Origin of the sequence: Phyllobacterium sp. 22229 (assembly GCF_052056495.1) — a bacterium.
GTDB classification, from domain to species: Bacteria; Pseudomonadota; Alphaproteobacteria; order Rhizobiales; family Rhizobiaceae; genus Phyllobacterium; species Phyllobacterium myrsinacearum.
On the sequence record NZ_JBQEPA010000009.1, the window covers coordinates 35461 to 60832 of the forward strand.

Consider the following 25372-nt stretch of genomic DNA (forward strand, 5'->3'; position numbering starts at 1 on the left):
TCCGCATGATCCTGACGGTTGACGAGACACATTATGACGATGCCCACCAGCGTGACTGCGCCCGGGTCGTGGCGCTTGTCTCCGGCGGTGGTCAGCATTCCCGCCCCGGCATTGCCGAAGCGCTCGACATGACCTCGACCACGACATCGAAGGTGGTGGGGGACCTGATCGCGCGCGGCCTGCTGGTGGAAACGGCGGGCGAAAAAAGCGGGCGGGGCCGCCCCGCCATCCGGATCGGCCTCAACACGCAGCGTTTCGCCGCAACGGTCATTCACGTGTCGAGCCGTTCGCTGCGCGGCACGCTGGTGGATTTCGGCGGCCGGACGCTGGAACGCCTCAGCCTCGATATGCGGGCCGACGCCGACCGCGACCAGATGACGGCCGCCATGCGTGATCTGGTCACGTTTCTAGCGGGCAAATGCCCGGCTGATATGCAGCATATCGGGACGTCCGTGTCGGTGTCCGGCGTTGTCGATGTCGAAAGCCGCACCTGGCTGCTCACCTCGCGCTGGCCGAAGATTCGTGATTTTGACCTGGCGGCGGCGCTGGCGCCGGTGACCCCGGAGGTTCTCGTCTGCCGTCATCTTGATGCCGAACTCAGTGCCCGCATGCTGCAGGACCCCATTTACGGCACCGACAATACCTTGCTCCTGCACTGGGGCTGGGGCATTGGCCTGGCCTACAGCGTGAACGGCGATCCGTTCATCCGTGCGGGCGGTCCGTTCGGTGAAATCGGCCATTGGCGTTTCAACCGGCTGGGAGAGCGCCCCTGCGGCTGCGGCAATCATGGCTGTCTTGAAACGGCGGCATCGCTCTGGGCGCTGCTGCCGCGGATGCTCGAACGGTGGCCGTCCCTGTCCGAGAACGAGGAAGTGCTGGCCGGGCAAATGGCCCGGCGGCCCCTGCTCGACATGGACGATATGCGCACCGGGGTCGAGCTGATGGCGCGATCCCTCGCCAATGTCTGCCGCCTGCTTTTTCCCAAGCGGGTTATCGTGACCGGACCATTCATTGCCAATGCGGATGTCTGGCAGGCGTTCGAACAGGCCTTTCGGGCGGAAGGGCTGATCGGCACGCTGGAACTGCCGGTTCTGATCGCGGACAAATCGAGCGAGGAGTTCGCCATTCTCGGTGCCGTGCGGCCGCTGTTCAATCTGGGGCTTGAGACATTCATCCGATCGTGAGATGACACTGGCTGCGAACATCCGATTGCACCAACGCCACGGCTCGTCGCCGGAAGAACACAGCAGGACACCACACGGATCATGACCCAGCAATTCATCGATCACCTCACGAGCGAGCTGAAAGGCTTGAAGGCGTCCGGGCTTTACAAGTCCGAACGGGTCATTACCTCCAAGCAGGCCGGGCAAATCGAGGTTTCCGGCGGTGCCAGGGTCCTGAATTTCTGCGCCAACAACTATCTTGGTCTTGCCGACAATGAAGAACTGGCGCAGGCCGGGAAAGCCGCGCTCGACCGTTACGGCTATGGCATGGCTTCCGTCCGTTTCATCTGCGGCACGCAGGAAGAGCACAAGCAGCTTGAGTCGCGTATTTCCAGCTTCCTCGGACTGGAAGACACGATCCTTTATTCCAGCTGCTTTGACGCCAATGGCGGCCTGTTCGAGACCCTTCTGGGCGAAGAGGATGCGATCATTTCCGATGCGCTGAACCATGCCTCGATCATTGACGGCGTGCGCCTGTCGAAGGCGAAGCGCTTCCGCTATGCCAACAACGACATGGCGGCGCTGGAAGAAGAACTGAAGAAAGCCGAAGGCAGCCGGTTCAAGCTGATCGCCACCGACGGCGTCTTCTCCATGGACGGCATTATCGCCAATCTCGGCGGCGTCTGCGATCTCGCCGAAAAATATGGCGCCATGGTCATGGTCGATGACAGTCATGCGGTCGGCTTTGTCGGCAAGCATGGCCGCGGCTCGGCCGAACATTGCGGCGTCGAAGGCCGGGTCGATATCATCACCGGCACGCTCGGCAAGGCGCTGGGCGGTGCATCCGGCGGTTATACCTCCGGGAAGGCCGAGGTGGTCGATTGGCTGCGCCAGCGGTCGCGGCCCTATCTCTTCTCCAACACGCTGGCGCCGGTCATTGCCGCTGCCTCGCTGAAGGTCTTTGACCTGATCGACGGGGGTGCCGGGCTGCGGGCGCGCCTCAGCGCCAACGCCGCGCATTTCCGCAGGGATATGAGCAAGCTCGGCTTTACCCTTGCCGGCGCCGATCATCCGATCATCCCGGTCATGCTGGGCGATGCAGCGCTGGCGCAGGACATGGCGGCGCGCATGCTGGAAAAGGGCGTCTATGTCATCGGTTTTGCCTTCCCGGTCGTGCCGAAAGGCCAGGCGCGCATCCGTACGCAAATGTCTGCTGCCCACACCACCGAAGATGTCGCCCGCGCTATAGACGTCTTTGCCGAAGTCGGGCGTGATCTCGGCATCATCAAATAGGAAACACACCATGTCGAACATGATGAAGGCACTGGTAAAGGCAAAGGCCGAACCCGGCATCTGGATGGAACACGTTCCCGTGCCGGAGCCCGGTCCCAACGATGTGCTGATCCGCGTCAAGAAGTCTGCGATCTGCGGCACTGACGTTCATATCTACAATTGGGATCAGTGGGCGCAGGCGACGATTCCGGTGCCGATGGTTGTCGGGCATGAGTTCTGCGGCGAGATTGCCGACATCGGCTCGGCGGTCACAAAGTATAAGGTCGGGCAGCGGGTTTCCGGCGAGGGGCATATTGTCTGCGGCACCTGCCGCAACTGCCGGGCGGGCAGGGGGCATCTTTGCCGCAACACGCTGGGTGTCGGCGTCCATCGTCCCGGCTCGTTCGGCGAATATGTGTGCATTCCGGAATACAATGTCGTGCCGATTCCCGATGATATTTCCGACGAGATCGCCGCGATTTTCGATCCATTCGGCAATGCGGTTCACACCGCGCTGAGTTTCGATCTGGTGGGCGAGGACGTGCTGGTCACGGGCGCCGGGCCCATCGGCATCATGGGTGCGCTGGTTGCCAAGCGTTCGGGCGCCCGCAAGGTCGTCATCACCGACATCAATCCGTCCCGCCTTGCGCTTGCCAAGAAACTGGGCATCGATCACGTGGTCGATGCATCGAAGGAAAACCTCACCGACGTCATGCGCCAGATCGGCATGACGGAAGGTTTTGATGTCGGCCTCGAAATGTCCGGCGCCGCGCCGGCCTTCCGCGACATGATCGACAAGATGAACAATGGCGGCAAGATTGCCATTCTCGGCATCGCGCCGACGGGCTTCGAGATCGACTGGAACAAGGTCATTTTCAAGATGCTCAACCTGAAGGGCATTTACGGCCGGGAAATGTTCGAGACCTGGTACAAGATGATTGCCTTCGTGCAAGGGGGGCTTGATCTCAGCCAGATCATCACCCACCGCCTGCCGATCGATGATTTCCAGGCGGGTTTCGATGCCATGCGCTCGGGAAGCTCGGGCAAGGTTGTCCTGAGCTGGCACTGAAATAGTGCCCTGTTTCGCAATGACGCCATTTCATGGCGTCATGATCGGCGCAGCAATGCGCCGATACATGTAGTTCATGGTGCATCCGGAGGTTTTTGCCCATGACCAAGATGCTTGCCACCGTCCGTAGTCCTGAAGAAGCGGATATCGCCCTTCAGTGCGGTGCCGATATCATTGACGTACCAGCATCTGATCTGGAAGCGCTGCAGCCCTATGCAAAGGCGGCGCGCGGCAAGGCCGTGCTGTGTGCAACGCTGCCACAGGCGCCGCTTGCATCCCGTGCCGAGGAACTGGCCGGTGCAGGGCTCGGTTTCATTGGCATTCCGGTCGAAGCGTCCACGCCGCTCCATTCGCTGCCCGATTTACCCGGTTCGACACGATGGATGGCGGTCGTTCATGTGGACCGGACGCGCGATCTGCCTGATATATCCGGCCTGTCGTCTCGGGGCTTTGCGGTGATCATGCTGGATACCAGCAACGGATCGCGGCTTTTAAACCATGTGTCGCTTGCCCAAATCGATGCCTATGTGCGCGCGTGCCATGCGCTTTCGATTCTGGTCGGCATTGCCGGTGCGCTTGAAACACCGGATATTCCGCGGCTTCTTAGCTTCCAGCTCGATATTCTGGGTTTCAGGGAAGCCCTTTTCGACACGGCACATGCGGGCGCGATCAGTGTTGAGGCGGCGTCGCGAATCCGCGAACTCATTCCTCAGGAGCGGCAGGGCAGTCTTGCGCCGGGTGTCGACTATCAATTGCTGGCCGCGCGCGGCTATTTCCCCGATCCGGCCGAAGAGGGGCTTGGTACGGACAAGATTTTCGTGCGTGACTTCGTCCTGCCTGTTCATATCGGCGCTTACAGTTTCGAGCACGGCATTGCCCAGAAGATGCGTTTTGACGTGACGGCGGAAGTCCTGCGTGTCACTCGCAACCCTGAGGACATGCGCCATATCGTGTCCTACGACCTGATCATGGATGGCATTCGCGCCATCGTTGCCCGTGGTCATGTCGAGCTGTCGGAAACACTGGCCGAGCGTATTGCCGCCTTCATCCTCGAGAATCCGCGTGTCACCCGCGTGGTGGTGCGAGCCGAAAAGCTGGAGCTGGGGCCGGGGGGCGTGGGTGTCGAGATCGAGCGCAGACGCGAGACGCAGATCGCGCCGGTCCTGCCTGCCAACGTGCCCGCATCGCACCGCAGGCGCGATCATTGAGCATCAGGCTTGCGCTATGATTTCAGGCTGAGTATCTCGGCAGCCGTCGGACGGCCCGTTATGGCGCGCTGAATGGCTTCTTTTGTCGCCTGGTAGTTGTAGTCGTGTATCCTCCTGTCGTCGCGCGCCTGCCAGTGAATGAAAACGCCGACGCAGATAAACAGATTGTCGGCTTCCTCGAGCGGGATCACGCCTTCCGCAACGCAATCGCGCACCGCCTTGGCAATGCCCGATTGCGCCGGCCCGAACAGCTGCATGGCCTGACCGGATCCGCGGATCGTAACCTTGTTGTACATCACTGTATTGGGCTTGCACGGCAGGTTCGGCTCGATCACGGCAAGCACCGAGGTGAACCCATCTTTGTTGTTGGTCAGGGCGTTGCAGAACGCGGTTTCCACCGCGCTGCCGCGCGGGCCGATCAACAGGTCGATATGGGCAACCTCATTGCCTTCGCCGACCAGGGATTCTCCCACCATGACTCTGTTGATGATCTGCATGCCGATTCCTCCATCTCGCGCAGCTATAGCCCAAGATGCCGATGCGGGAAACGGCTTGTATTCGGCCGCCCGTCAGAGCGTCAGATCGAGTGCCTGCAGCCGCCGCGCGATGTCCGGCTTGCGATCGGGATGGACGGCGAGGATGTTCGCCACGTGTTCGGCCGGAAAAGCCATACTCGCAGCATGGGCGGTCGGCAGGGGCGCGAGTGCTCCGGGACGAACCTCCCACATGTCGTAACCATGATCGGCCAGTTGCTCGAAAATCCTGCCGGGTGTCGATTTTGACAGATTGGCAAGGAGTTCACGATTGATCTCGACAAGGATCACCGGCTTTGAAGCGGCTATCGTGGCGGCGGCGCCGGCGAAGAACAATCCTTCGGCGCCCTCAATATCAACCTTGATGGAATCGGGTTTGCGTTTCTTTGCCATGGCATCGAGCGTTTCAACCCGCGTGCTGCGTGCGCAATCGGTATCCCTGGAACCGGGAACAAGGCTCGTCGCCCCGGCATTGATCGTATATTCGGCATCATTCAGTTGCATGATGCCGGGCGCGTCGGCAAGTGCCAGCTTGTGCAGCGTTATGGTCTTTGCAAGCCTGTTTTCAGCAATCGATTTGCTGAACAGATTCCACAAATGCGGCAATGGTTCAAACGCCAGGATTTTGCCGCGGAAGCCGGGTTTGCTTGCCAGCGACAATGAATAATATCCGACATTGGCACCCACATCGACGAATAGGCCGTCATCCGGCGTGATCGCCTTGATGATCTCGAGGTCGAATTTCTTGTGCTGGCCGTTGAAAATGCCGAATGTCATGTAATACTGGCGAAGATCCAAATAAATTTTGAAGTTATTTTTTGTTTCATAGAGTATCTCCACGCTTTCGCGCACGAAGTTCTCGAAAACAACATCCGCATGCCTGTGGTGGAATTCCGGGGATGACAGGAAGCGCCGCCTGTGCTCGTCAAATGCTATATCCGAGATGTCGAGTAAATTATCGGTAATTAGTTTTATTTCTTCCGCATTTGCTTCACGTCCAAGGATAAATTTGTAGCAACTCATAATGTCATTGTAACTCGTCATGACGCCTTCACATTCATTCGGATTGACCTGCTACGGAAATGAAATTCAACCTGCTAGCGCGCAGTCTGAACAGCACTTGCCAACAATTCATCCAATACTTCAAAATGTCCACTCCAATCTTGCGATGCATGACGCGATTGACTGCGGTATTCACGGGTATGCGCTTCAATCGCCGCCCGCCAGCCCAGGCCGTCGCAGGGATCGAGCAGCGTTGCCTGGTCGCCGACAATTTCCTTATGGGAGGGAATATCGGATGCGATGATGGGTGTGCCCGTGGCCATGGCTTCGGCGACCGGCATGCCATATCCCTCAACGAAGGACGGGGCGAGCAGGGCGGCGGCACCGGACATCAGATCGGCCAAAGCTGCATCCCCCAGATCCGACACTTCGATCACCATATTGCGCAACTGGGGGCATCGGTCCAATGTGGCAAAGACCTGCGCGTTTTCCCAGCCGCGTTTGCCGGCTATCACCAGGCGCGGCGCGCTGTCGCCATCGCGGTCGACGAGCCAGCGCCATAATTGCAGAAGCAGGATGTGGTTCTTGCGCGGTTCAATGGTTCCGACAATGACGAAATAGGGATTTCGGGTACGGGAGACGCCCGCACGGCGCACCTGGCGAAAGCTGTTCTCGATGCCCGGCGGCAGTATCGCCGTGGGCGGTGCGACGCGCCCGCGTTCGTCGGCAAACGAACGCAGCGAGCGGGCTGTTGTCTGGGAATTGCACAGGACGAGACCGGCATGCCGCAAAACAGTCTCCATCCGCTGCAGGTGGCGCTGGGGTTCGTTCTTGCGGACGAATTCCGGATGGGTCACGGGGATGAGGTCATGGACGTAGAAAACGCCGCTGCGGCGTTTGCCGTCGAGCCATGAAAAGGCGGCAGGCCTGTCGAGATTGGTGTGGGATACATGGACGAAAGGGGTGTTGCGCACCATCGGTCCGGCCGGAAGCAACGTCCGCAAGGTCTTTCTGGCCGCCAGCGCCCATTGTTTCGCCTTCGCCGGTTGCGATCCGGCTGGAGCAGGCCTGATATCACACCAGGAAATGCGGCCATCGATGGCCGCGTAAATCTGTTCCAGCTCGGCGGACTGCTTTGGGCTCAATGCCGTACCGGACCAGCGCGCGCTCAGGTCGGTTATCAATCCCGCCGCACGCCCCTCATTGATCGCAATCGGCTTGTTCCGGCCCATCTCGACAAAAAGCGAGCTGCGTGCTCTCGCCCAATGCGCGTATTGCAGTTCAAAACGATCAATGCCAGTCGGCGTCGAATAATGCGAGCGCCCGATCAGGCGCGAGATGTCCATGGCTATTGCATTCATCGTGCCCACCCAATCCGGCGTAACGACCGGCGCAAAAGGCCAGTCTTGTTGTGTCGTGTCGCGTGAATTTCATCGATAATGTCTTCCACCTCGCAGGGCAGACCGGTGTCGCCGGAGAGATAGCTGGGATAGAGAATGAGGACCCCTGCAATGAGTGCATCGAGCGGGAGCGCGCGCCGCGGGCGCAGCGGCGTGACGGCGTCATGGGTCAGGCCCCAGCCCGCGTAAAACGGCAATCCGTAGCACCAGACCGGCCGTTGCCGGATCAAGGCTTCAAAGCCCAGCTGCGACGTGGCGACATGCACTTCGTCGCTGGCGTCCAGAAGGGCGTCGAGCCCGACATTGCCTGCGACAAGGTCGGCCAGCGTGTCAAGCGCGGCGGCATCGCAAAGGCCCTGCCGCTTTCCCGCCAGCAGATCGGGATGTTCCTTGTACACCAGGAACGCGTCCGGGCGGCGTGCCCGCACCATCTGCAGCAATTGGAGGTTCGAGAGGCCGCCGGTGAGGCCAAACCGCAGGGAGGCGTCGTCCGGCACCTGTCCGGCCACGGTAATGATGCGGCGACCGGCGGCGAGCGTGCGATAGTCCGGCGACGCGGTGGCGTTGAGATTGTATTTGCTGATCCCGTATTGAACGATCCGCTGGCGCAGTCGGGCTGCCCGTGCAAGCAGCAATGGATCGAACGATGCCGTGCGCAACAGCCTCTCCAGGCCGCTTTCGCGGGTGGCATCGTAGTAGAGTGCCTCCCGGTCGATACAAAGCGAAGAAGCTGGTGTCAGCTTGGCGCCAAGTCCGGCGGAACGGATGAAGCCATCCTCGATATGCAGAACAGGCAATGTGGCGGCGTGGGCCTCGCCCTTTCCCGGCATCTCGGCATTCTGGCCCCAGCGCACGAGATAGTCTGCCCGTGCCAGCTGCTTTTTCGTCGGCTTGTCGCTGCAGAAACTGACGGTTGACCAGGGGCCCTGCAGCAGATGCCTGATCGTGGGCCGCTTGTGACGCGAGAACCCCGCACAAAGATAGATGCCGCGCCGTTGCAGCGCACGGTGCCGCCAGGCGACCAACCTGTCGATGGCCTTTTCGGCTGTGGTTTGCTGCTTTGTCACCGGGTCGACATAGCGGGCATACTGGAGCAATGTTGCCGCGACAAAGGCATCGAGACTGACCGGGCGCCTGCGGCGGTGCAATGCCGCGTCGGCAACGGCTCCCTCGGCCCAGTCCCGCGTCAGACCCCAGCCGGCGTAAAAGGGAACACCAAATGTCGTGACGGGGATGGACCGCAATATCGCATCGAAGCCGAACTGGCTGGACACTGTCCAGACTTCATCGACGACGTCGAGCAAGGCATGCGGCGATACGGCCTCATCGATAAAGCGGATGTTCGGCCTTCCTGCGAGATGGCCGAGATATCCCCTGGAATAACCGGCAGCAATGTCCGGATGGCTTTTGACCAGGACCGTTGCCCCGGGCACGGCGCAGGCTTCATTGGCCATATGCCGGAAGGCATGTTCATCGGCACCCGCTCCCGTCACCGAATAATCGCCGGCCACCTGATCAATGAGCAGGATCCGCCGGCCATGGGTGGCGGGCAGGGCAATCTGTTGGTCAGGAAAATGATTGTACTTGGTCAGCCGGTGTTCAACGATCATGGCGCGCAGCATGCGGGCGCGGGCGAGATCCGGCTTGCCGGCACCCCGCTGCAGCAATTCTTCCAGGCGCGATGGCTGCGCGGCATTGAAATAGATGCCGAGATCGTCCGCCACCATGGAAACCGGAGGCGCTCCGGCCTTGCCGAGGCCCACCGACCGGAGAAAGCCGTCTTCCAGCGACCAATAGGGAATGCCGCGCATGGCTGCCAATCGTCTACCGAGGCGGGCGAGCGGCTTCTCGCCCCAGCCGACAACACCATCGGCGCGGCTCCAGGCAAGTTCCGCCGGTTTTATCGAGGCGGCACCGAGCGCCGGTCCAATCAGCGGGAACCGCAAGCGCGTCGGCAGGAATGCCAGCAGCGTGGCACCCTGCGGCGGCAGCCAGTTCGCCTGTTTCGCCGCCGCAATTGCTGCCTCGCCGGCGTTTGCCAGTCCTGCTGCGTGGAAGGGGAGCGACCGCACAAAATTCATGGTGATCCGTTCGGAATATCGGGCGACAGCGGGGGGAAGGGTTCGCGTTGTGGCGAGGGTCCCGCGATTTCGGTTGGCTTTTCCGCCAACGGTTCGGAGGACGGCGAGGGGATATCGACAGGGATCACCTTCAGGTCCCGCTGAATGCGCTGCACGACGCGCTTGCTTGTGGCATCGATCAGATTGCGCAGGTAGAAGCTGCCATTGACGAGGCTTTCCTCATGCATGCGCGCATTGAATGCCTTGACGGCGTCGCGGCGCGGCGGAACCGGATATGTCCAGAAATCATCCATTCCGGCCGTATCGTCCAGGTTGCCGCCGTGCCGGCCCCAGACCAGATCGCGCTTGTTGTAGATCGCTTCGCCGAGGGAAAGCACGGGTTTGCCATGGTTCAAAGCCAGCAGCCCGGAGGTGCTGTTGACCGTCACCAGGCCCAGGGAATGGCGTATCAGCAGGCCGATGGAACCATCGTCGACAATATGGACGCGCTCGGCACAGCCGGCGATCCGCGCCAGTTCCATGGCAAATGGCCGGTAGCTCTTGTGGCCGCGGTCCATCGGATGCACTTTGATCACCAGATGATGCGCCGGGGCGGCATACCGCCGGAATGAGCGGATGCTTTCGGTGATGAGCTTTTCCATGGTCCAGCCGCGGCCATGCCGCAGGAGCTGCTGGTCATCGTGCACCTGCAAGGCAACGACGAAATACTGATTCTCCAGATTCTCGATCAGATTGAGCATCAGCTCGTTGTTTGCGGGATAATGACGGATCTTCCGGTAGAAATTCCGGGTCCAGAGAATGGTCTCCGACAGAATGCCACGGCTGCGATGATGGATATTGCCGCGAAAGAAAACGGCGCCGGCCGTCTTTGCCAGGTAATAGCGGACGGCAAACAGCGTCATGGCGCGGAAAAGGTTGCCTCTGACGGGCTCCACCGGGAGTGAGGACGATGCGGACCGCGCAGGCTGGGGTCTGCGGAGAGGTGACAGCGCATTGTTCCCATCCCATTCGCAGGTGATGAAATTGGGGCGCACATAGCCTTCTTCAAAACAGGAGACAGGTACGCCGGCGCGCAGTGCAACCATGATCGCTTGGCGGTGGTAGGGCCGGCTGTCGCCGAACAGGACGATTGCCTCCGGCCGCCTGCTGCGGATGAACGCCGCCAGCCAGTCTGACCACGCATCCATGGAGCCGCAGAAGTTCAGCGTTCCCGGCCCGTGCGAAAACAGCCAGTCCCCCCCGTTGAAGTTGACCTTGAGGACATCAAAGCCCTCCGCTTCAAATGTGCCGGAAAGGGTGCGGAAAAAGGGGCCGACGGGACCCTGAAGCAGCAGGATAAGGGGCTTTTGCGAGGAGATGCAACGGCTTGTACGTCCGCGGATCGGAAATGGAACGATTGTGCCAGATTGCCCGGATTTCTCCTTCACAGGTCGTCACGCCCCTTCGCAATCGGTTCACAATTGACGTTACGCCAACAGAACCCAAAACAAACGCAATTTCAGATAGTTATTTCATTGGGATTTTTGCGGCGCTATACTAATTCCGCCAGAACAGATATATTTACGACAATAAGGTGTGTATTTGTTTTTTGATGGTTGCTGTTGTACATTTGTATTCTAATAACTTTAATTATACCAATAGTTACATGCAGTTGTAATTGCGGAATGTTTATTTTCACTATATCTTGGTCTTGTGATGGATGGCATGAGGCTGCTGGCGGAGGCGACGATGGGTTTGGCATTATCCGGCAAAGATTCTGAATCCGGACTCTCGGCAGCCGGGTGCCTCCTCGCATGACGCGGCTCAGTCCCAACGACGAATTCCTTGATTACCTGACGCTGGTTGATCTCAGTCAGTCCGAGGTCGAGCAGCCGCGCAAAGACCACTGGACGATACGCCTGGTGGCACTGTTGCGCCGGCATGCATTGCTGGTTCTGATGGTGATACTCCCGACGACGCTTGCCACGGTCTATTACGGTGTCATTGCTTCACCCCAATATGTATCGGAAACGCGCTTTGTGGTGCGCAGTCCCAATAGGAATGCAGCGGGTCTCCTGAGCGGATTTCTGCAGAGCACGGGCTTCGTTCGCGCTCAGGACGATAGCTACGTGGTGATGGAATATATTGAGTCGCGCGCAGCCGTTGCCACGCTCGAAGAGAAAACAAATCTGCGCGAGATATTGTCCCGGCCCGGCCTCGATTTTCTTAGCCGGTTCCCCCGTATCTGGGGCGATGCGACGGAAGAAGCGCTTTATCAGCACTATCTCAAAATCATGAAGATCGATACGGATTCCGGCGGCGGCATAACCACCCTTGAAGTGCGCGCCTCCCGCCCGGAGGACGCGCAACAGCTGGCGGAGGCGCTGCTCGATGGCGCGGAGGCTTTGATCAATCAGCTCAATGAGCGGGCGCGTCAGGATGCCATACGCTATGCCAAGCTTGAGGTTACCGACAGCGAGGGCCGGATGACGCAGGTGCAGAAGTCGCTGACGGAATTCCGCAACAAGGTGGCCATGATCGATCCCAGCAAGCAATCGGCGGCCATGCTCGACATGATTGCGAAGTTGTCGGATGAGGTGGCGAAGAACAAGGCCCAGTATACGGCGCTTATCCAACAGGCGCCGCAAAGTCCGCAGATACAGTCGCTTCGCAGCAGCATCGATGCAATGGAGACGCAGATCAGCATGGAGCGGGCCCGGGTCGTGGGCGGCGATGCGTCCATGGCGCCGTTGATCGCTCAGTATGAACAACTGCTCCTGCAGCGCGAACTCGGCATGCGCATGCTGGAATCATCATCGGCGTCGCTTGAGAATGCCAAGATCGAAGCGCAACGGCAGCAGCTTTACCTGGAGCGGATCGTCAACCCGAATCGACCGGACTATGCCTTGTATCCAAAGCGCCTGCGGTCGATCCTGCTTACCTTCGTGATGTGCTTTGCCGCATTCTGGATCGTCCGTTTCATGTTCAACCAAATTTACGAGCACGCCGAGACATGAACCCTTTGGACACCCTTACATTCTCCAATCCTGGCGATGTGCCGCCTCAATTCACGGCCAATATCCCATCGCCCGGCGGATTGTCGAAGGACGGCACCATCGGGGTCTATAATCTGGTCAAGGAATATCCGGTCCATGGCGGAACCCGGCGCGTCCTCGACGATATCAGCTTCGAAGTGCGCCCCGGTGAGAAGATCGCGATACTCGGCCACAATGGCGCGGGCAAATCCACACTGGTCAGGTTGATTGCAGGTATAGAGCCGCCTACGGCTGGCCGCGTGGTGCGTTCCATGTCGCTGTCCTGGCCTATCGCCCTGAGCGGCGGTTTTGGCGGGTCGATGACCGGCTTCGACTGCATGCGGTTTCTCGCGCGCATCTATAACAGGCCACTCGACGAGATTCGCGATTGTGTCGAGACCTTCAGTGATCTCGGCAAATACCTGCAAATGCCGATCAAAACCTATTCTTCCGGGATGCGCGCGCGCCTGTCCTTCGGTCTGTCCCTTGCGATCGATTTCGACTGCTATCTCATCGATGAGGTCATTGCCGTCGGCGACCAGCGCTTTCAGCGCCGGTCATTTGATGAGCTGTTCGTCAAGCGCAGGGATCGCGCGATGATTATCGTTGGCCACAGCCTGGATATCATCTCGGACCAGTGCAAATCGGCGCTTGTCCTTAAAAGCGGGCGAGGGCGGGTCTTCGACGACGTCAAGTTCGCCTTCAGTATCTACGCTTCATTGTAAGCGCCGGGACGGCACGTCAAGCGCGCCTGGCAATGAAGTAATAGGCATGGATACCGGTTGTCGAATGATCGTGAAGAAGGTGGACATTTGTCATCTGGTTCTTGTGGAACAGGGCCAAAACCGTATTCGCGTCATAATCATACATCTGTATGTCCGGGTGACTGTAATTATCCCGGTCAACAAAGACTGTTTCGTTCTTGTAGTAGTCATTGCGAAAATACATGACCCGGTCATTGTAATATTCGGCCCGGTTCGCGGTCTTGAACAGCGGGATGTGCAGTGAGGCAACCCCGCCGCTTTTCACGCATTGCAACAGGTCGTTGATGATGAAATAGCCGCGGCGCGGCTCAATGTGCTGCAACACGATGTAGCTGTTCAACCAATCGACTTTGACGCCTTCCCTGACGAGCGTTTCAGCGCTTTCAACGCAACGGACATTATCGAGGCCGTGGCGGGCAACGTTCTGCAGGGTGATCGAGCGCATGGTCTCCGAGATATCGATGCCGATGGCGCTTTTGGCTTGCTCGGCCAGCGGAATGAGCAGTCGCCCGACGCCGCAGCCGAAATCGATGACGGATTCCACCGGCGTCGAAAATGACGGAATGAGGCTTTTGATCTTCGCCCTGAGATTCGCGATATCGGCGCGGCCCGTGGCAAAAAACGTCTGCAGATGTTTCTTCGTCAGTTTTTTCGATTTGAATTCGTCTTCGGTCAGTACCGCCCAATAGGCATTGTCTTGCGCTAGTTTTTCCCAATCTTCATTTGTATCGCGCATGGGATCCTCCACAGTTGCTGTTGAAATTACCTGGCAAAACGGAAGCCTTTGCCATCATTCAAACTTGATATGTGCCTTAACGCGTTCAACGAGGTAGAGGCCCACCGCGTTTGTGAGCAGGCACGCCGTGAAAATGTATGAGACATCATAAAAGGGCTTGATTGTATTGCCAAAAGTGCCCGCCCGGAACATCTCGTAGCAATGCACAGTCGGCACATAAAGTGCGAGCTTCTGGGCATCGTGGGGGAGCCAGGAGACCATGAAGAACATGCCTGAAATAGGCAGCATCAGATACTGAAAAGGTGCGACGAGCTTTTCAATGACTTCAAACATTTCCGCCAGTGCCGCCAAGACAAGCCCGACGGAAAACGCGAACCATGCCATGAAGAGCCAGCCGGCCAGAATGAGGCCAAGATCGGCAAATGGTTCGATGAACCCCGCCAGATAGGCACCATAATAGACAACCAGCAGAGCGAAAGTCGTTCCGCCAATCTCCAGAAGGGCCCGGGCAATCAACGCATCGGCGAGACCGATCTGCCGGTGATACATCAAAGGCAGGTTTTGACGCAGGCAGCTGACCATGTAAGACGACACGTGCCGCCACAGGGTCAGGGGCATGTATCCGCTCAAAACAAAGGCGATTACCGTCAGGCCATGCGCTTCATGACGCATCAGGGTCCACACGATCATGACGCCGCATGTCAGAATCATGGGCTCAAGTATCAGCCAGAGAAAGCCGATATTTTCACGCCCATAACGGGTTATCATCTCGCGCATGACCAGTGCGCCCAAGACACGCGCCTGCGCGCGCAACCCCGTCAAAAATAGATATCTTTTGTTGGGTTGAGACAAAACAGCCTTCATCGAATGTCTTCTTCAAATTATATCTACTGAGCGTCAAAATAAACAATATACGTTCTTTCCGATGACGCAAGGTCGATCTAAATACTTCACAAGTCATATGTTTTAGACATATACTCATTTTGTTTCATTTTGAATGAAATGGGGTTCTGTAAGATTTTGCTCCATTGCTGCAAAGGATTAAAATCATAAATAGTCTGGCGCCCAGTTCTTTCGTTCCGGCATCAAGAAGTAAAAACCGGCGCATATTTGCCAAGTTATGGCAAATTCGATTGCCCTTGGCCGTCATTGTGCTTCCCGTTCTATTGGTCAGCATCTACTACGCACTCATCGCGGCGCCGATTTATGTTTCACAATCATCCTTTGTCGTGCGCGTTTCAGCACCGCCCTCATCGTCGAGTTTTGGCAATCTGCTGCAGAACAGCGGGATCACGCGATCGCAGGACGACACATTTTCCGCGCAGGAGTACATACGGTCCCGCGACGCCCTGCAGCGGATGAGCGATGACCTGCCCATCCGCACCTATTTCGATCGTCCGGAAGCGGATGTGCTCGCGCGTTTTCCAGCGCCCTGGCAAACGGGACTGTTCGAGGAACTCTACCGGTATTTCTCGCAGCGCGTGCAGGTTATTCACAACGACACAACCGGCATCACCGTTCTCAAGACATCGGCATTCCGGCCGGAAGATGCGTATGAGATGAACCAGAAGCTGATTGAGCTGGGCAGCGAACGGCTCTCGAAAATGAACGAGCGGGCTCGCGGTGATGCCATTCGCTTCGCCGCTACGGAAGTGGAAAATGCCGAGCGCCGCATGATCGATGCGCAGAAGGCGATCACGCTGTTCCGCAACAAGGAATTGATGATCGATCCGGGGCAGAATTCCGTATCCCTGGTTGAACTGATGAGCCGGCTGAGCGCCGAGCTGGCCGCCTCGCGCGCCAGTCTTGCCGAGACGCGGGAAACGGCGCCGGATTCCAGCTCCATACCGTTCATCACCAGCCGCATCAGCGCCTTGGAAGAACAGCTGAAACTCGAACAGCAAAAAGTTGCGGGAACAGACGGCTCCATCGCTCCCAGGATCGCGGATTATGAGGGGCTGATCCTGCAGCGGGAGTTTTCCAACAAGGCACTTCTCTCCGCGCTTGATTCACTCAAGACCGCAAGAGCCGATGCCAGGCGCCAGCAGCTCTATCTGGAGGTTGTCGTGCCTGCCAATCGTCCTGACAAGGCGGAACTGCCGACAGCAATACGGAACATCACGATCGTTCTGCTTGTCACGTCTATCGGCTATCTGCTCGCCTGGCTGCTGCTCACCGCAATCCGCGATCACAGCAACTAGGGTGTTTCGAGCTTAGTGCCCAATCATGCGCCTGCCGAAAAGCAGGTGTATATCTCGCTGATGCAGGCTTGAATTTCGTGCTCATGCGACGATGATGGATCAACGTAACCGGCACGTTTGAACTGATGGTTGCGGGCCTTGATGTAGTGCGCGAGGGCTGTCCGGTAATCGCCGGCAATCTTGTGCAGATGCCCGAGCTGAATCTCCACATCTTCCAGACTGTCGGGGTTGAAGGAATTGGCATAGTCGCGGTACTGGCCATAAAGCGTCAGCGCCTCGTCAAAGTCTCCGTCTTCCTTCGTGACATTGGCATAAACGGCAATCATGTCGATCTGGCCGTTGCCGACGACCAGTTCACGCAGGGCGGCGCGGGCCTGTGACCATTTGTTTTCCTCCACGAGCCGCATGGCATCACGGCGGCTCTGGTCGAGACCGGGGCGGCTGGAGCCATTGCGCGCAATATTGACGTGGCGGACGATTTCCCTGTCATCGGGGGCGAGCTGAAGGGCTTTTTCATACCAGGTGAACGCAGCCTTCATGTCGCCCTTGCGGTTGAAGAGATGGCCGAGCTGAACGTGAATATCCACATTGCGCGGATGCAGGCCCTGATATTTGCGGTAAGCCGTTTCTGCGCGGTCGTAGTTTCCAAGTTCCTTTTCGGCGTGCCCGAGTTGCACAAGCAGATCCGTGCGTGCCGGGCTGTCGGCAACGGCGCGCCGGTAGAACGTCGCTGCATTTTGCCAGTCACCCCGATTGCGGGCGGCGTCAGCCTGCGCCACGGCGGTCTGCGGCATCTCGGCTGCCGTGCCGTTGTCTGCCAGTTTGGGTTGGCGCCTGGCTGCTTGCCCGGAGAATGGCAGGCGGATCATGATTGTACCTCACGAACCATCGATATATCACGCAGCCGCACCCAGGACGTCTCGCTCCCGGTGTCGATAACTTTTACACGCAGCTCAACAAAGCGGTGTTCGGCGCGGATTTCGGTTGAAAGGTTGCCGGTGAACGATCCTGCTATGGTGACTTCCTGGAGAATATCCAGGCCGGAATTGGCAACCAGCTGTATGGCCAGCTTGGCGTTCAATTCCTGAACCAGATCGATCTGAATACGCCATGGTCCCGCTTGAAAGCCGCGTTTTGGCCCGACGAGCAGCCAGCCGGAGCTGACCTTCCATCCATTGTCGGCAACGTTGACCGGCTGGCGCAACAGATCAGGCCCGATCATCCAGCCGGATCCCGGAACTTCGCGCACGAAAATCAAGGTTTCCTGTCCATTCAGATCATAGGAAAGGCCCGCAGGCATGGTTCGCGCGGCACTGCTGTCGTCCTGCATCGCTTGTGCCTCGCCGGTTTCCGCAAGGGTATCCCAAAGTGAAACCCGGCCGTCGCGGCGGGCGATTCCCACAATCATCTTGATGACGTCTTCGCGTGTCGTCGTGCCGCGTCGAAGGTCGAACTCGAATGCAAGCCGTTCCTTGTCGCTCGGCTCGCGCCCGAGAATCTTGGAGAAGCTGTAGCGCAGAAATGCCACGTCGCTGTCGGGTGCGAAACGGGCAAAACTTTCAATCAGGGCGAACTGATCGGCGGGCCGGCGTATGACCTGTGCCGAGAAGTCGCCAATCTTCCCAGTGGTCTCGGGGGCAGCTGACCGAAGTGCGTCGATGACTTTCATCCTGTTGGTTCCATTGCGAATGGCCTGAGCCAGATCATGCCGTTCATCGGCGCTCAAATCCGTTTCTGCCAGGTTGAACGCAGCCGCCCAGGCGTCGACGAATGCGTCCGCCGGCAAAGAAAATACGTCCTTGGGCAGGGCTTGCAGCGGTATCTTATGCAGCTCGGCGATTGTCATGTTTGCGTCCCAACATCTGTTCGATAATCACAACGTGCCGCGCAGCCACGCGCGGATAGGAATTCCATTCCGTCGCCTGCCGGCGGTCGGCATCGCGCAGACCCAGAAGGTCCGGGTTCTGGGCGAGACTGACCAGGGCTTCGGCAACGCAATCCACATCCACCGAGCGCACGACGTGGCTGATGGGCCACATGTCCCGCAACACGGATGAACGGGAGCACAGGAGAGGGCGATCCGCCGTCATGGCGATCCGGGCAGCGCCCGTCGCCGTCTCGGTTGAAGCGCCGTAGAGGAAGGCCAGCAGGTTGCATTGAGCCAGCTCATCGCTCAGCTCATTCTCATCGATGAAATCAAAGCGGGCTGTTGCAACGTCATGCAAGCCAAAGTGGGTCAGGAGATTCTCGATCAGCACCCTGGATGCCCGGGATTCATCGTTCGGAACCATGCAATTGAGCAGTTTGAGGCGCAATCGCGGTTCGAAAAGACGCGCTTTTGCAAATCCCTGCACCAGGATATCGATGTTCTTGTGCGGCATCAAAAAGCCAAACGAGCCGACGGTGAATGCAGACGGATCCGGTTGCAGCTCTCCGTCGCCGGCCTCACGCACGCCGTGGGGAACAACAACGGCGTTGGGGTGTCCCGCCTTGGCCAGAAGGCCCGCATCCTCGGCGGAATGAACAAACACGACGTCGAAACTCTTCGTCCAGTCGAGATTGCCGCCGCGAAGCGTTTCCTTCACGCTGTGCATGGTTATGACGCGCAGTTTGTGACCGGTCTGCAGCAGGGTTTTCAGCAGCAGTTCCATGTCCGGCGTCGAGAAGTGGCCGGGATGATGCTGCATCCACAGGACGTCACCCTTCGCCTCTTCGATTTCCGCGATAAACCGCATGAGCGAGGCGAGATCATAACCCCATGGCCGCGACGTGATATCGGCGGTTTCAGCCGTCTTGGCGGCTGCGCTATCCGGCAGGGCATCGTCGAGAATGCGGCGTGCATAAATATGCGAGAAGCGGCCGGACAGTGCGGGGGTGGAAAAGAGGTGTCCGGAATAGGTGGCAAGGCCACATTGCTGTTGCCATGATGAGACGAGGTCGACGGTCCATGGCCGCTTGGGGGAGACGATCAGCTTCACCGGTTTGGCGATTGCCGCAAGAACCCTGGCAGCCACCGAGTTCCATCCGGTGTGCTCATCCAGAAATCTTTGCGCATTTTTGCTGCGCATGCGTGCCTCCTCCTCATTATTGAGCGCCGCGCGCATCTGGGCGCCGAGATGCACGGTTGAAGGCTCGGCCCACAAACTCAATGAACCCGATACATGGGCCAGCGACGGCGCCATGTGATAGTCGACCAGCCATGCGGTGGAAGGGGTGCAGAAATCCACCTGGCCGCTATAGCCGGTAGTGACGACGGGGATGCCCAGCCGCATCGCCTCCGCCAGCGGCAGGCCGAATCCTTCGCCTCTGCTTGGCGCTACGACAAGCGACGCGGTCCGGTACAGCGCAAGCAGCTGCTCGGGATCGCAATAGTCTTCGATCAGAATGACGGGTGGCGCCTGTTTCAACTGCTCGTCGAAGCGGGCCATGACGGATTTGAGGATATTGTCCGGGTTGGGAAAGGTTTTGATGACGAGCTCGACGGGCTCATCCTGTTTGAATGTCCCGGCGTAAGCCTCGATAAGCGCGTCGACGCCCTTGCGCGGGAAACAGGATGACACGTGCAGAATCCGTGCCTTGCCATTGGGCGGCAACGGCGATTCCGCGGCAAGTCCCGCATGGGCCTGGATGTGGTCCGTCCCGTTGCCGACAACTTCGACCGGAATGGTCAAGCCGGATTGGATGAAGGCCTGTTTGACAAAGTTGGACGTGACCATCAGCAGGTCGAGATCACGGTTGAAACGCGAGACGAGATATTGCGGAACTTCCAGTTCCTCCCAGGCGAAATTGACATAGGCGTTGAACCGCCCAATCATGTCATGGGTCGCCGGTGGCCAGGTATTGCGCAGGTGGATATCGAATGTTTCGCCGGCCGGATAATGGGCGAGCAGCCGGCGCTTGACCTCCGGCATGGCATCCAGACGGGTATCGGTTTGCCAGTCGGATTCGTGCGTATAGCAGGCGACTTCAACGCCGGTTGCAATCAGTGCTTGTGCCAGGCAGCGGTTGACGATGGCCAGGCTGTAGTCGCCTTTGAACACGCCATCAAAAAAAATGCGCTTGCCCGCAAACTTGCCAAGCAAACCTCTCATATCGTTTATATTTTCATCGAGCGAGTAAGGTGAAGCAAATAGTTCACTGCGCATTCACTGCTCTCCAGGGCATATCTGAAATTTATTTCATACTGAAAAATAGAGTTTGTAAATGGATTATATTACTTGTTGTCAGAAGATTATTATTGGTTTTGGTTAAAATGACAGATCGCAGCAAAATATGTCTCTGCGATCTGTACTTTGTATTGATATCAAGACGCTTTTGCTTTGTCTGTGATGTAACCAAGGGCAATTTCACGTTCAGCCAGCAGCGCGCGTGCTTGGTCAACCGCAGGCCCCCAATATGCCAATGGATAGCAGGCCTTTGCCTGTTTTGCCTTGGGGGAGGTGAACTGCAGAACACCCGGCTCAAGGAACGCGCTCTTGTTGCCAAGATCGAGATAGGTCTCGGTTTGAGCGCCTTCTGCCCAGATCACATCGTGCTCCTCAAGTTCGACATGATAATAGTCGACCGGAGCGAGGGTGATTTCCTGCGTGATCGTCGTGCCATTGATCAGAAGTTTCGCCGGTACGAGCGAGCCCTGGATAAACATGCAGTGGTCGGGAGATACCAGTAGATCTCGCTGCGGAACGTTGTCGGCGATAGCACCGGCCCGGATACGGACAGGCAGTTCATCGCGCGGCTTGTCAACGGTTTTGGGATCAATGGTTCGAGATCCAAGCCAGGTCACCGGTACTGCGCCATTATTGAGGCTGAGTACGAGGTCGCCCAATTTCAGGAATTCAACAGGTACTTCACCATCTGGCGTCGCAATCATTGTGCCGCGAACAAAGCAGGGTGTTATAAATGTGATGGTATTGCCTTGCGCGTTGGTGGAATATGTGGCGCCGACTGGAATTGTGTACGAAACCGTGGAGAGGCCGAGCAAGCCGACACCATGGAATGTCACCACATTTCCAGACTGTGTGACGCTGGTTGCTCCTGTAACAGTTACCGTGTCGTTCGCCTGCACATTCACGATTGTTGGTATGGAGCTGAGCGGTAGGCTTAGCAACGTAGAGGGAGAATAGGTGAAGTGGCCTGATCCGTTGGCATTGGCAAAGTCAACGATCGTCGTTTGCAGAACATCGACGTTCAGGGCGGCAGCATTGATCGTCAATGAGCTGCCTGCGCCAATTTGATAGTTGAACGTCGAGCCTGCGCCAACAGAAGAAAGCTGTGCTGTGACGGTCAAGTTGGCGCCATTGATCACATCAATGGTTGTACTGGTAACGCCGCTAACACCAGCGAACGACGTGATGTTCGCAGTCACGCCGTCGACAATGAGTGTGGCGTTGGACACCAGCCCCAAATTGATCGTGTCGCCTGAATTGAAGTTGCCGGAATTGATGGTCGTAGTGGAATTCTGAATAAGATTAATATTCACGAGAGCCATGACAAATCCCTCTCTGTTAAGAGCTGAGTGTTCGTTTCTTGTATTCCCAGAGCGGGCGGATCAGAACTTGTAGTTCAGACCGACGCGCACGCTGTGGAAGTCAGACGTTGCGTCTGTCGAAATAAAATCATTCCCGACCGTGTGCGTGCCGAGATTGATGTACTGGTATTCGAGTTTGGCTGTCAGGTGGTCTGTAAAGGCATGTTCGATACCGGCACCTGCGACCCAGCCTGCCCGTGTCTTGCTCTCGCTGGCGGCGTTGCCGGCATTGTCGGAAATCGAGTATTTCACGTTGCCGTAGGCCAGGCCGCCCGTTCCGTAAATCATCGTGCGGTCAAATGCATAGCCAAGACGCGGACGAACGGTGCCGAACCAGTCAATCTTTGAATGGGCATTGAAGTTCAGATTGCCTAGCGGACCGGAAATACTGTCGCTGATGTCGCCGCCCTGGAAATCCGCTTCCAGGCCGAGAACGAAATTGTTGATCTGATAGTTGTAGCCGACCTGCGCGCCGCCGAGAAAGCCGTTATCTTCCAGGGTGCCGATGCTGCCGAGGAAGTTTCCGCGCTCACGGAATCCAACGCGATCATTTCCAGAAAATGCATAGCCAGCGTTCACACCGGCATAGAAACCCGTCCAGGTAAAAGCCGGTGCCGTGAACACTGCTTCCGGAGGAGCTGTATCAGTGACGGCATCGGCGGCATAAGCATTGCCCGATAAAACTGCGGCTGCAAAGAATAGACCGATAGGACCAAATTTCTGCATAACTTTCACCTTCAAGAGACCAACTTCGAGGTGAAGATTGCCATAGATTATAATTACGATATATACTTTAATTACATTGATTTATCTAAATATAGTCGTTGTATGTCTATGTTTGTCGTGTTCTGTATTGCATTGGCAAATAGCGCGTCAGTTCTGATGGTTAACGAATTCCTGTTCCATTGCGGGCGCATCCCGATCGGGTTCCGAGCCCGACTCGAATTGGCTGTCGTCCGGAGCAATGATTTCGTTATCAATTGGCCGCAACTCGACATGCCAGTGCGCGATTGCGCCTTCGATGGAACCTGTTTCTGTAAAGAGGCGGATTTCAATTGGCGCTTTTGGCCGTTCTATCCGGAAGGTCGTTTCGGCTGCAAACGACCCTGTTCCCGATGGCAGGATGCGGATTTTACCCAGTATGTCTTCGCTGAAGACTTCGATTGTAAAAATCTGTCCGTAGATATTCTCATCGATATCCAGGAAAAATCTGGCGTTCCATCGGCCGGCCGGAAGATGAAAATAGGGGCCATAGACAAGGCAACGGGCCTTTCCGACAAGTTCGATTGCGCCAATGGCCGTCTCGCCTCCCTTGTCGGCAAGCAGGAAGCTTTCCTGTGGCCAGGTGAGAGAGGAGACCTGTCCCTTAAGTATTTTACCATCAAATGGTTCAATCGCGTGCCGTGCAATCGTCAACAGACCTTCCAGCTTATCCGGCTGATCCTCACAGGGCGGGCCGATCTTGGCGGCAGACTCCTCAAGGGTCGGAATGTGCCCGGTTTGCGTGGCTGAACCGGCGCTGTCCATGCCCAATTGTTCCAGGCACCGGATCATGCCGGCGGGTGTCAGCGAGACACCAAGCTGCCGGCACATTTGAGCGATGATGCGGTGGATGCGCACATCACCGATTTTTGAGCGGTCCAGATGGACGAGAAAGGGATGCGGGTGCATTTGCGAAATGCAGGCAATGCTGGCCGAAAGAGAGCGAACCAGCGCTATATCCTCCTTCGCAAACTGATGGATGAGGTGTGTAATGGAGTCCAGCGCGCTCTCGCTAAAGATCATGTAGGGAGTCTTGGACCGGCATAGAAACGCGCACAAATCCGCATCGGGATAGAGTGAAGACAGAATGACGTTCTGGCTGCTCCGGCCTGTCCAGGCATTGCGCATGTCGTCCAATGTTTCCACGGACGCGTAACTGTAATCATCGAATGCTTCGTCAGCTATGACTTTCAGGGCATGGATTCCCCAGGTCGACATCAGACCTGGTATCCCCAAAACAATCTGAAGCGTCATCTGGCCTGTTTACCTCCCGCCGTTGAAGACGTTGTCGTACAGCGAACTGACAGCCTGATGATAACGTTCAGGCGAGAAAAGTTCAGCCTGTTTCGGTCCGAGATCGGCTAGATGGTTGCAGAGATCGTCATCGCGGGCAAGCGCCTTGACCGCATTGCGCAGGGAATCGGTATCATAGGGATCGATCAACAGGGCAGCATCGCCGGCAATTTCTGGAACGGATCCTTCGGTCGATGTCAGAACCGGTGTACCGAGCTGCATGGATTCAAGGACCGGGAGACCAAAGCCTTCGTAGAGGGATGGGAAGAGCACCGCGCGGGCACCACGCACAAGACTGATGAGAAGAGAATAGGAAACGAAGTCGAAGCGATGGATGCGGCGGCCAGGAACAACCCGGTTTTCGACTTGTGTGTAGAAGCGAAATCGCTCGTCGTCGATGAGGAGCTGTGTCTGGTCGCCTTTCCAGCCTGGCGCGCCGACGATGATCAGGGGAAAATCCACCTTGGCTGACAGATAGGCCTCAACCAGTCTGGACAGGTTTTTCTTCGGTTCAAAGGCGCCAAAGAACAAAAAGTATTTCTTCCAGTCGAGATTGAAGATGCCGGCAATTTCATCGGCCGCTACGCTCTCCGGCTTTTCACGTAAATCCAGAGGGACGTGCACGGCCTGATACGTATTGGTGATGCGTTTCTCGTCTACCCCGAGAATGCGAATGATGTCCTGCTTGGAGGTCTCGGATACGGTGACGATGTGATCGGCCGATTTGGTCAGATGGCGCAGCAGCTTGTAGTGGTATCGCTTATTGTCCTCGGTCAGATAGGGCAGGCGCAATGGAACCAAATCATGAATGGTGCAGATGTTCAGGCTTTTGCGCGCTTTGAGCGGCAGCGGGTATGTGCAGTGAAGGAGATCAGGAGCCTTGTCGAACGAAAGCGGCAGGCTTTTCCCGAAAGTCTTGAAGTGCTGACGGGCTAACGCAAAGATATCATTGTGCGCATAGAGAAACTCTGAATCCATCAGGTTTCCCTGCAGCGATTTGACGATGACCGTGCCAGTTAGCGGAATGGGTGTAGGGGTCGCCCCCAGCGGGGCGCCAATCTGCCGGCGCAGCCAGCGCTTCGCCAACGCAACCGGCGCCAGTTTTCTGTTTGAATTGTCGTCGAAAAGGATAACTTCCCTCAGTGCCAGATCTTTGGGAAGCTTTCCGCGAACCGAATGCACAATGCCCGTCTGGTAGTCGAGCTGGCGCGCGGTTTGAATCAGACCGCGTGTATAGGTGGCCACGCCTGTGCCCTTTTGCATGGAGAGATTGAGACCATCATACAGTATGGTTCTTGCCAAATCGGCTTCCTTTCAGGGCAGCACAGACATGCAAATCAGCCCAAA

21 protein-coding genes are annotated in these 25372 nt (G+C 57.4%); 7 read left to right on the top strand and 14 right to left on the bottom strand.

The window, feature by feature from the left end; genetic code table 11:
• Positions 1-5 precede the first annotated feature (5 nt).
• From ACTJJ7_RS12620 to ACTJJ7_RS12635, 4 genes are all read left to right on the top strand, one after another.
• Positions 6-1184 carry an ROK family protein gene (locus tag ACTJJ7_RS12620; protein WP_440967273.1) on the top strand — a complete coding sequence of 393 codons (1179 nt, stop codon included), beginning with the start codon at positions 6-8 and terminating at the stop codon, positions 1182-1184.
• Between the two features lie 81 nt (positions 1185-1265).
• On the top strand, positions 1266-2456 hold the full coding sequence (locus tag ACTJJ7_RS12625) for a glycine C-acetyltransferase (RefSeq protein WP_105733408.1): 1191 nt from the start codon (positions 1266-1268) through the stop codon (positions 2454-2456).
• A 10-nt stretch (positions 2457-2466) separates the two neighbouring features.
• Complete coding sequence (tdh, locus tag ACTJJ7_RS12630) at positions 2467-3504, top strand: L-threonine 3-dehydrogenase (RefSeq protein ID WP_130271820.1); 1038 nt, start codon at positions 2467-2469, stop codon at positions 3502-3504.
• Positions 3505-3605: 101 nt separating this feature from the next.
• Positions 3606-4712, top strand: coding sequence for a (5-formylfuran-3-yl)methyl phosphate synthase (locus ACTJJ7_RS12635; RefSeq protein ID WP_440967276.1), 1107 nt, complete (start codon positions 3606-3608; stop codon positions 4710-4712).
• A gap of 14 nt (positions 4713-4726) precedes the next feature.
• Here the strand turns inward: ACTJJ7_RS12635 and fae are convergent, their stop codons facing one another.
• The 5 genes from fae to ACTJJ7_RS12660 all read right to left on the bottom strand — a co-directional run bounded on the left by fae (position 4727) and on the right by ACTJJ7_RS12660 (position 11155).
• Entirely contained in the window at positions 4727-5209 is a 483-nt protein-coding gene (fae, locus tag ACTJJ7_RS12640) for a formaldehyde-activating enzyme (protein WP_440967278.1), read from the bottom strand.
• 72 nt (positions 5210-5281) lie between these two features.
• Positions 5282-6289 carry an FkbM family methyltransferase gene (locus ACTJJ7_RS12645; protein WP_440967280.1) on the bottom strand — a complete coding sequence of 336 codons (1008 nt, stop codon included), beginning with the start codon at positions 6287-6289 and terminating at the stop codon, positions 5282-5284.
• A gap of 53 nt (positions 6290-6342) precedes the next feature.
• A complete protein-coding gene (locus ACTJJ7_RS12650; RefSeq protein ID WP_105733413.1) occupies positions 6343-7608 on the bottom strand; it encodes a glycosyltransferase family 4 protein in 1266 nt (421 codons plus the stop codon).
• Positions 7605-9728 (bottom strand): capsular polysaccharide biosynthesis protein, encoded by a 2124-nt coding sequence (locus ACTJJ7_RS12655; RefSeq protein WP_440967282.1) that lies wholly within the window; start codon positions 9726-9728, stop codon positions 7605-7607. Before ACTJJ7_RS12655 ends, ACTJJ7_RS12650 begins: the two co-directional genes overlap by 4 nt.
• Entirely contained in the window at positions 9725-11155 is a 1431-nt protein-coding gene (locus ACTJJ7_RS12660; protein WP_440967283.1) for a capsular polysaccharide export protein, LipB/KpsS family, read from the bottom strand. Before ACTJJ7_RS12660 ends, ACTJJ7_RS12655 begins: the two co-directional genes overlap by 4 nt.
• A gap of 366 nt (positions 11156-11521) precedes the next feature.
• Between ACTJJ7_RS12660 and ACTJJ7_RS12665 the strand changes: the two genes are divergently transcribed.
• Positions 11522-12724 (top strand): Wzz/FepE/Etk N-terminal domain-containing protein, encoded by a 1203-nt coding sequence (locus ACTJJ7_RS12665; RefSeq protein ID WP_440967285.1) that lies wholly within the window; start codon positions 11522-11524, stop codon positions 12722-12724.
• Positions 12721-13467, top strand: a complete 747-nt coding sequence (locus ACTJJ7_RS12670) for an ABC transporter ATP-binding protein (protein WP_440967287.1) — start codon at positions 12721-12723, stop codon at positions 13465-13467. The genes ACTJJ7_RS12665 and ACTJJ7_RS12670 overlap by 4 nt, the downstream gene beginning before the upstream one ends.
• Before the next feature lie 16 nt (positions 13468-13483).
• On the opposite strand, the gene ACTJJ7_RS12675 is transcribed toward ACTJJ7_RS12670, so the two are convergent.
• Positions 13484-14242: a class I SAM-dependent methyltransferase gene (locus ACTJJ7_RS12675; protein ID WP_105733417.1), complete on the bottom strand. Its 759-nt coding sequence runs from the start codon at positions 14240-14242 to the stop codon at positions 13484-13486.
• A gap of 54 nt (positions 14243-14296) precedes the next feature.
• Entirely contained in the window at positions 14297-15106 is an 810-nt protein-coding gene (locus ACTJJ7_RS12680; RefSeq protein ID WP_105733418.1) for an ABC transporter permease, read from the bottom strand.
• A gap of 275 nt (positions 15107-15381) precedes the next feature.
• Between ACTJJ7_RS12680 and ACTJJ7_RS12685 the strand changes: the two genes are divergently transcribed.
• Positions 15382-16443 carry a capsule biosynthesis protein gene (locus tag ACTJJ7_RS12685; protein WP_205317734.1) on the top strand — a complete coding sequence of 354 codons (1062 nt, stop codon included), beginning with the start codon at positions 15382-15384 and terminating at the stop codon, positions 16441-16443.
• A gap of 23 nt (positions 16444-16466) precedes the next feature.
• Here the strand turns inward: ACTJJ7_RS12685 and ACTJJ7_RS12690 are convergent, their stop codons facing one another.
• From ACTJJ7_RS12690 to ACTJJ7_RS12720, 7 genes are all read right to left on the bottom strand, one after another.
• On the bottom strand, positions 16467-17312 hold the full coding sequence (locus ACTJJ7_RS12690) for a tetratricopeptide repeat protein (protein WP_130271806.1): 846 nt from the start codon (positions 17310-17312) through the stop codon (positions 16467-16469).
• Positions 17309-18289 (bottom strand): hypothetical protein, encoded by a 981-nt coding sequence (locus ACTJJ7_RS12695; RefSeq protein ID WP_440967290.1) that lies wholly within the window; start codon positions 18287-18289, stop codon positions 17309-17311. The genes ACTJJ7_RS12690 and ACTJJ7_RS12695 overlap by 4 nt, the downstream gene beginning before the upstream one ends.
• Positions 18267-20588 (bottom strand): glycosyltransferase family 4 protein, encoded by a 2322-nt coding sequence (locus tag ACTJJ7_RS12700; RefSeq protein WP_440967292.1) that lies wholly within the window; start codon positions 20586-20588, stop codon positions 18267-18269. The genes ACTJJ7_RS12695 and ACTJJ7_RS12700 overlap by 23 nt, the downstream gene beginning before the upstream one ends.
• Before the next feature lie 158 nt (positions 20589-20746).
• Entirely contained in the window at positions 20747-21931 is a 1185-nt protein-coding gene (locus tag ACTJJ7_RS12705) for a Hint domain-containing protein (RefSeq protein WP_440967294.1), read from the bottom strand.
• Between the two features lie 60 nt (positions 21932-21991).
• Positions 21992-22696 (bottom strand): outer membrane protein, encoded by a 705-nt coding sequence (locus ACTJJ7_RS12710; RefSeq protein WP_130271798.1) that lies wholly within the window; start codon positions 22694-22696, stop codon positions 21992-21994.
• A 147-nt stretch (positions 22697-22843) separates the two neighbouring features.
• A complete protein-coding gene (locus tag ACTJJ7_RS12715) occupies positions 22844-23986 on the bottom strand; it encodes a hypothetical protein (RefSeq protein WP_440967296.1) in 1143 nt (380 codons plus the stop codon).
• 9 nt (positions 23987-23995) lie between these two features.
• Positions 23996-25327: a glycosyltransferase family 4 protein gene (locus ACTJJ7_RS12720; RefSeq protein ID WP_245421044.1), complete on the bottom strand. Its 1332-nt coding sequence runs from the start codon at positions 25325-25327 to the stop codon at positions 23996-23998.
• Between the last annotated feature and the right edge of the window lie 45 nt (positions 25328-25372).

Bases quoted from the DNA above. Each gene is read 5' to 3' on its own strand.
- ACTJJ7_RS12705 (WP_440967294.1), bottom strand. From the start codon at position 21,931: ATGGCTCTCGTGAATATTAATCTTATTCAGAATTCCACTACGACCATC.
- ACTJJ7_RS12680 (WP_105733418.1), bottom strand. From the start codon at position 15,106: ATGAAGGCTGTTTTGTCTCAACCCAACAAAAGATATCTATTTTTGACG.
- fae (WP_440967278.1), bottom strand. From the start codon at position 5,209: ATGCAGATCATCAACAGAGTCATGGTGGGAGAATCCCTGGTCGGCGAA.
- ACTJJ7_RS12645 (WP_440967280.1), bottom strand. From the start codon at position 6,289: ATGACGAGTTACAATGACATTATGAGTTGCTACAAATTTATCCTTGGA.
- ACTJJ7_RS12690 (WP_130271806.1), bottom strand. From the start codon at position 17,312: ATGATCCGCCTGCCATTCTCCGGGCAAGCAGCCAGGCGCCAACCCAAA.
- tdh (WP_130271820.1), top strand. From the start codon at position 2,467: ATGTCGAACATGATGAAGGCACTGGTAAAGGCAAAGGCCGAACCCGGC.
- ACTJJ7_RS12620 (WP_440967273.1), top strand. From the start codon at position 6: ATGATCCTGACGGTTGACGAGACACATTATGACGATGCCCACCAGCGT.
- ACTJJ7_RS12625 (WP_105733408.1), top strand. From the start codon at position 1,266: ATGACCCAGCAATTCATCGATCACCTCACGAGCGAGCTGAAAGGCTTG.
- ACTJJ7_RS12675 (WP_105733417.1), bottom strand. From the start codon at position 14,242: ATGCGCGATACAAATGAAGATTGGGAAAAACTAGCGCAAGACAATGCC.
- ACTJJ7_RS12700 (WP_440967292.1), bottom strand. From the start codon at position 20,588: ATGCGCAGTGAACTATTTGCTTCACCTTACTCGCTCGATGAAAATATA.
- ACTJJ7_RS12650 (WP_105733413.1), bottom strand. From the start codon at position 7,608: ATGAATGCAATAGCCATGGACATCTCGCGCCTGATCGGGCGCTCGCAT.
- ACTJJ7_RS12670 (WP_440967287.1), top strand. From the start codon at position 12,721: ATGAACCCTTTGGACACCCTTACATTCTCCAATCCTGGCGATGTGCCG.
- ACTJJ7_RS12715 (WP_440967296.1), bottom strand. From the start codon at position 23,986: ATGACGCTTCAGATTGTTTTGGGGATACCAGGTCTGATGTCGACCTGG.
- ACTJJ7_RS12695 (WP_440967290.1), bottom strand. From the start codon at position 18,289: ATGACAATCGCCGAGCTGCATAAGATACCGCTGCAAGCCCTGCCCAAG.
- ACTJJ7_RS12665 (WP_440967285.1), top strand. From the start codon at position 11,522: ATGACGCGGCTCAGTCCCAACGACGAATTCCTTGATTACCTGACGCTG.
- ACTJJ7_RS12655 (WP_440967282.1), bottom strand. From the start codon at position 9,728: ATGAATTTTGTGCGGTCGCTCCCCTTCCACGCAGCAGGACTGGCAAAC.
- ACTJJ7_RS12635 (WP_440967276.1), top strand. From the start codon at position 3,606: ATGACCAAGATGCTTGCCACCGTCCGTAGTCCTGAAGAAGCGGATATC.
- ACTJJ7_RS12710 (WP_130271798.1), bottom strand. From the start codon at position 22,696: ATGCAGAAATTTGGTCCTATCGGTCTATTCTTTGCAGCCGCAGTTTTA.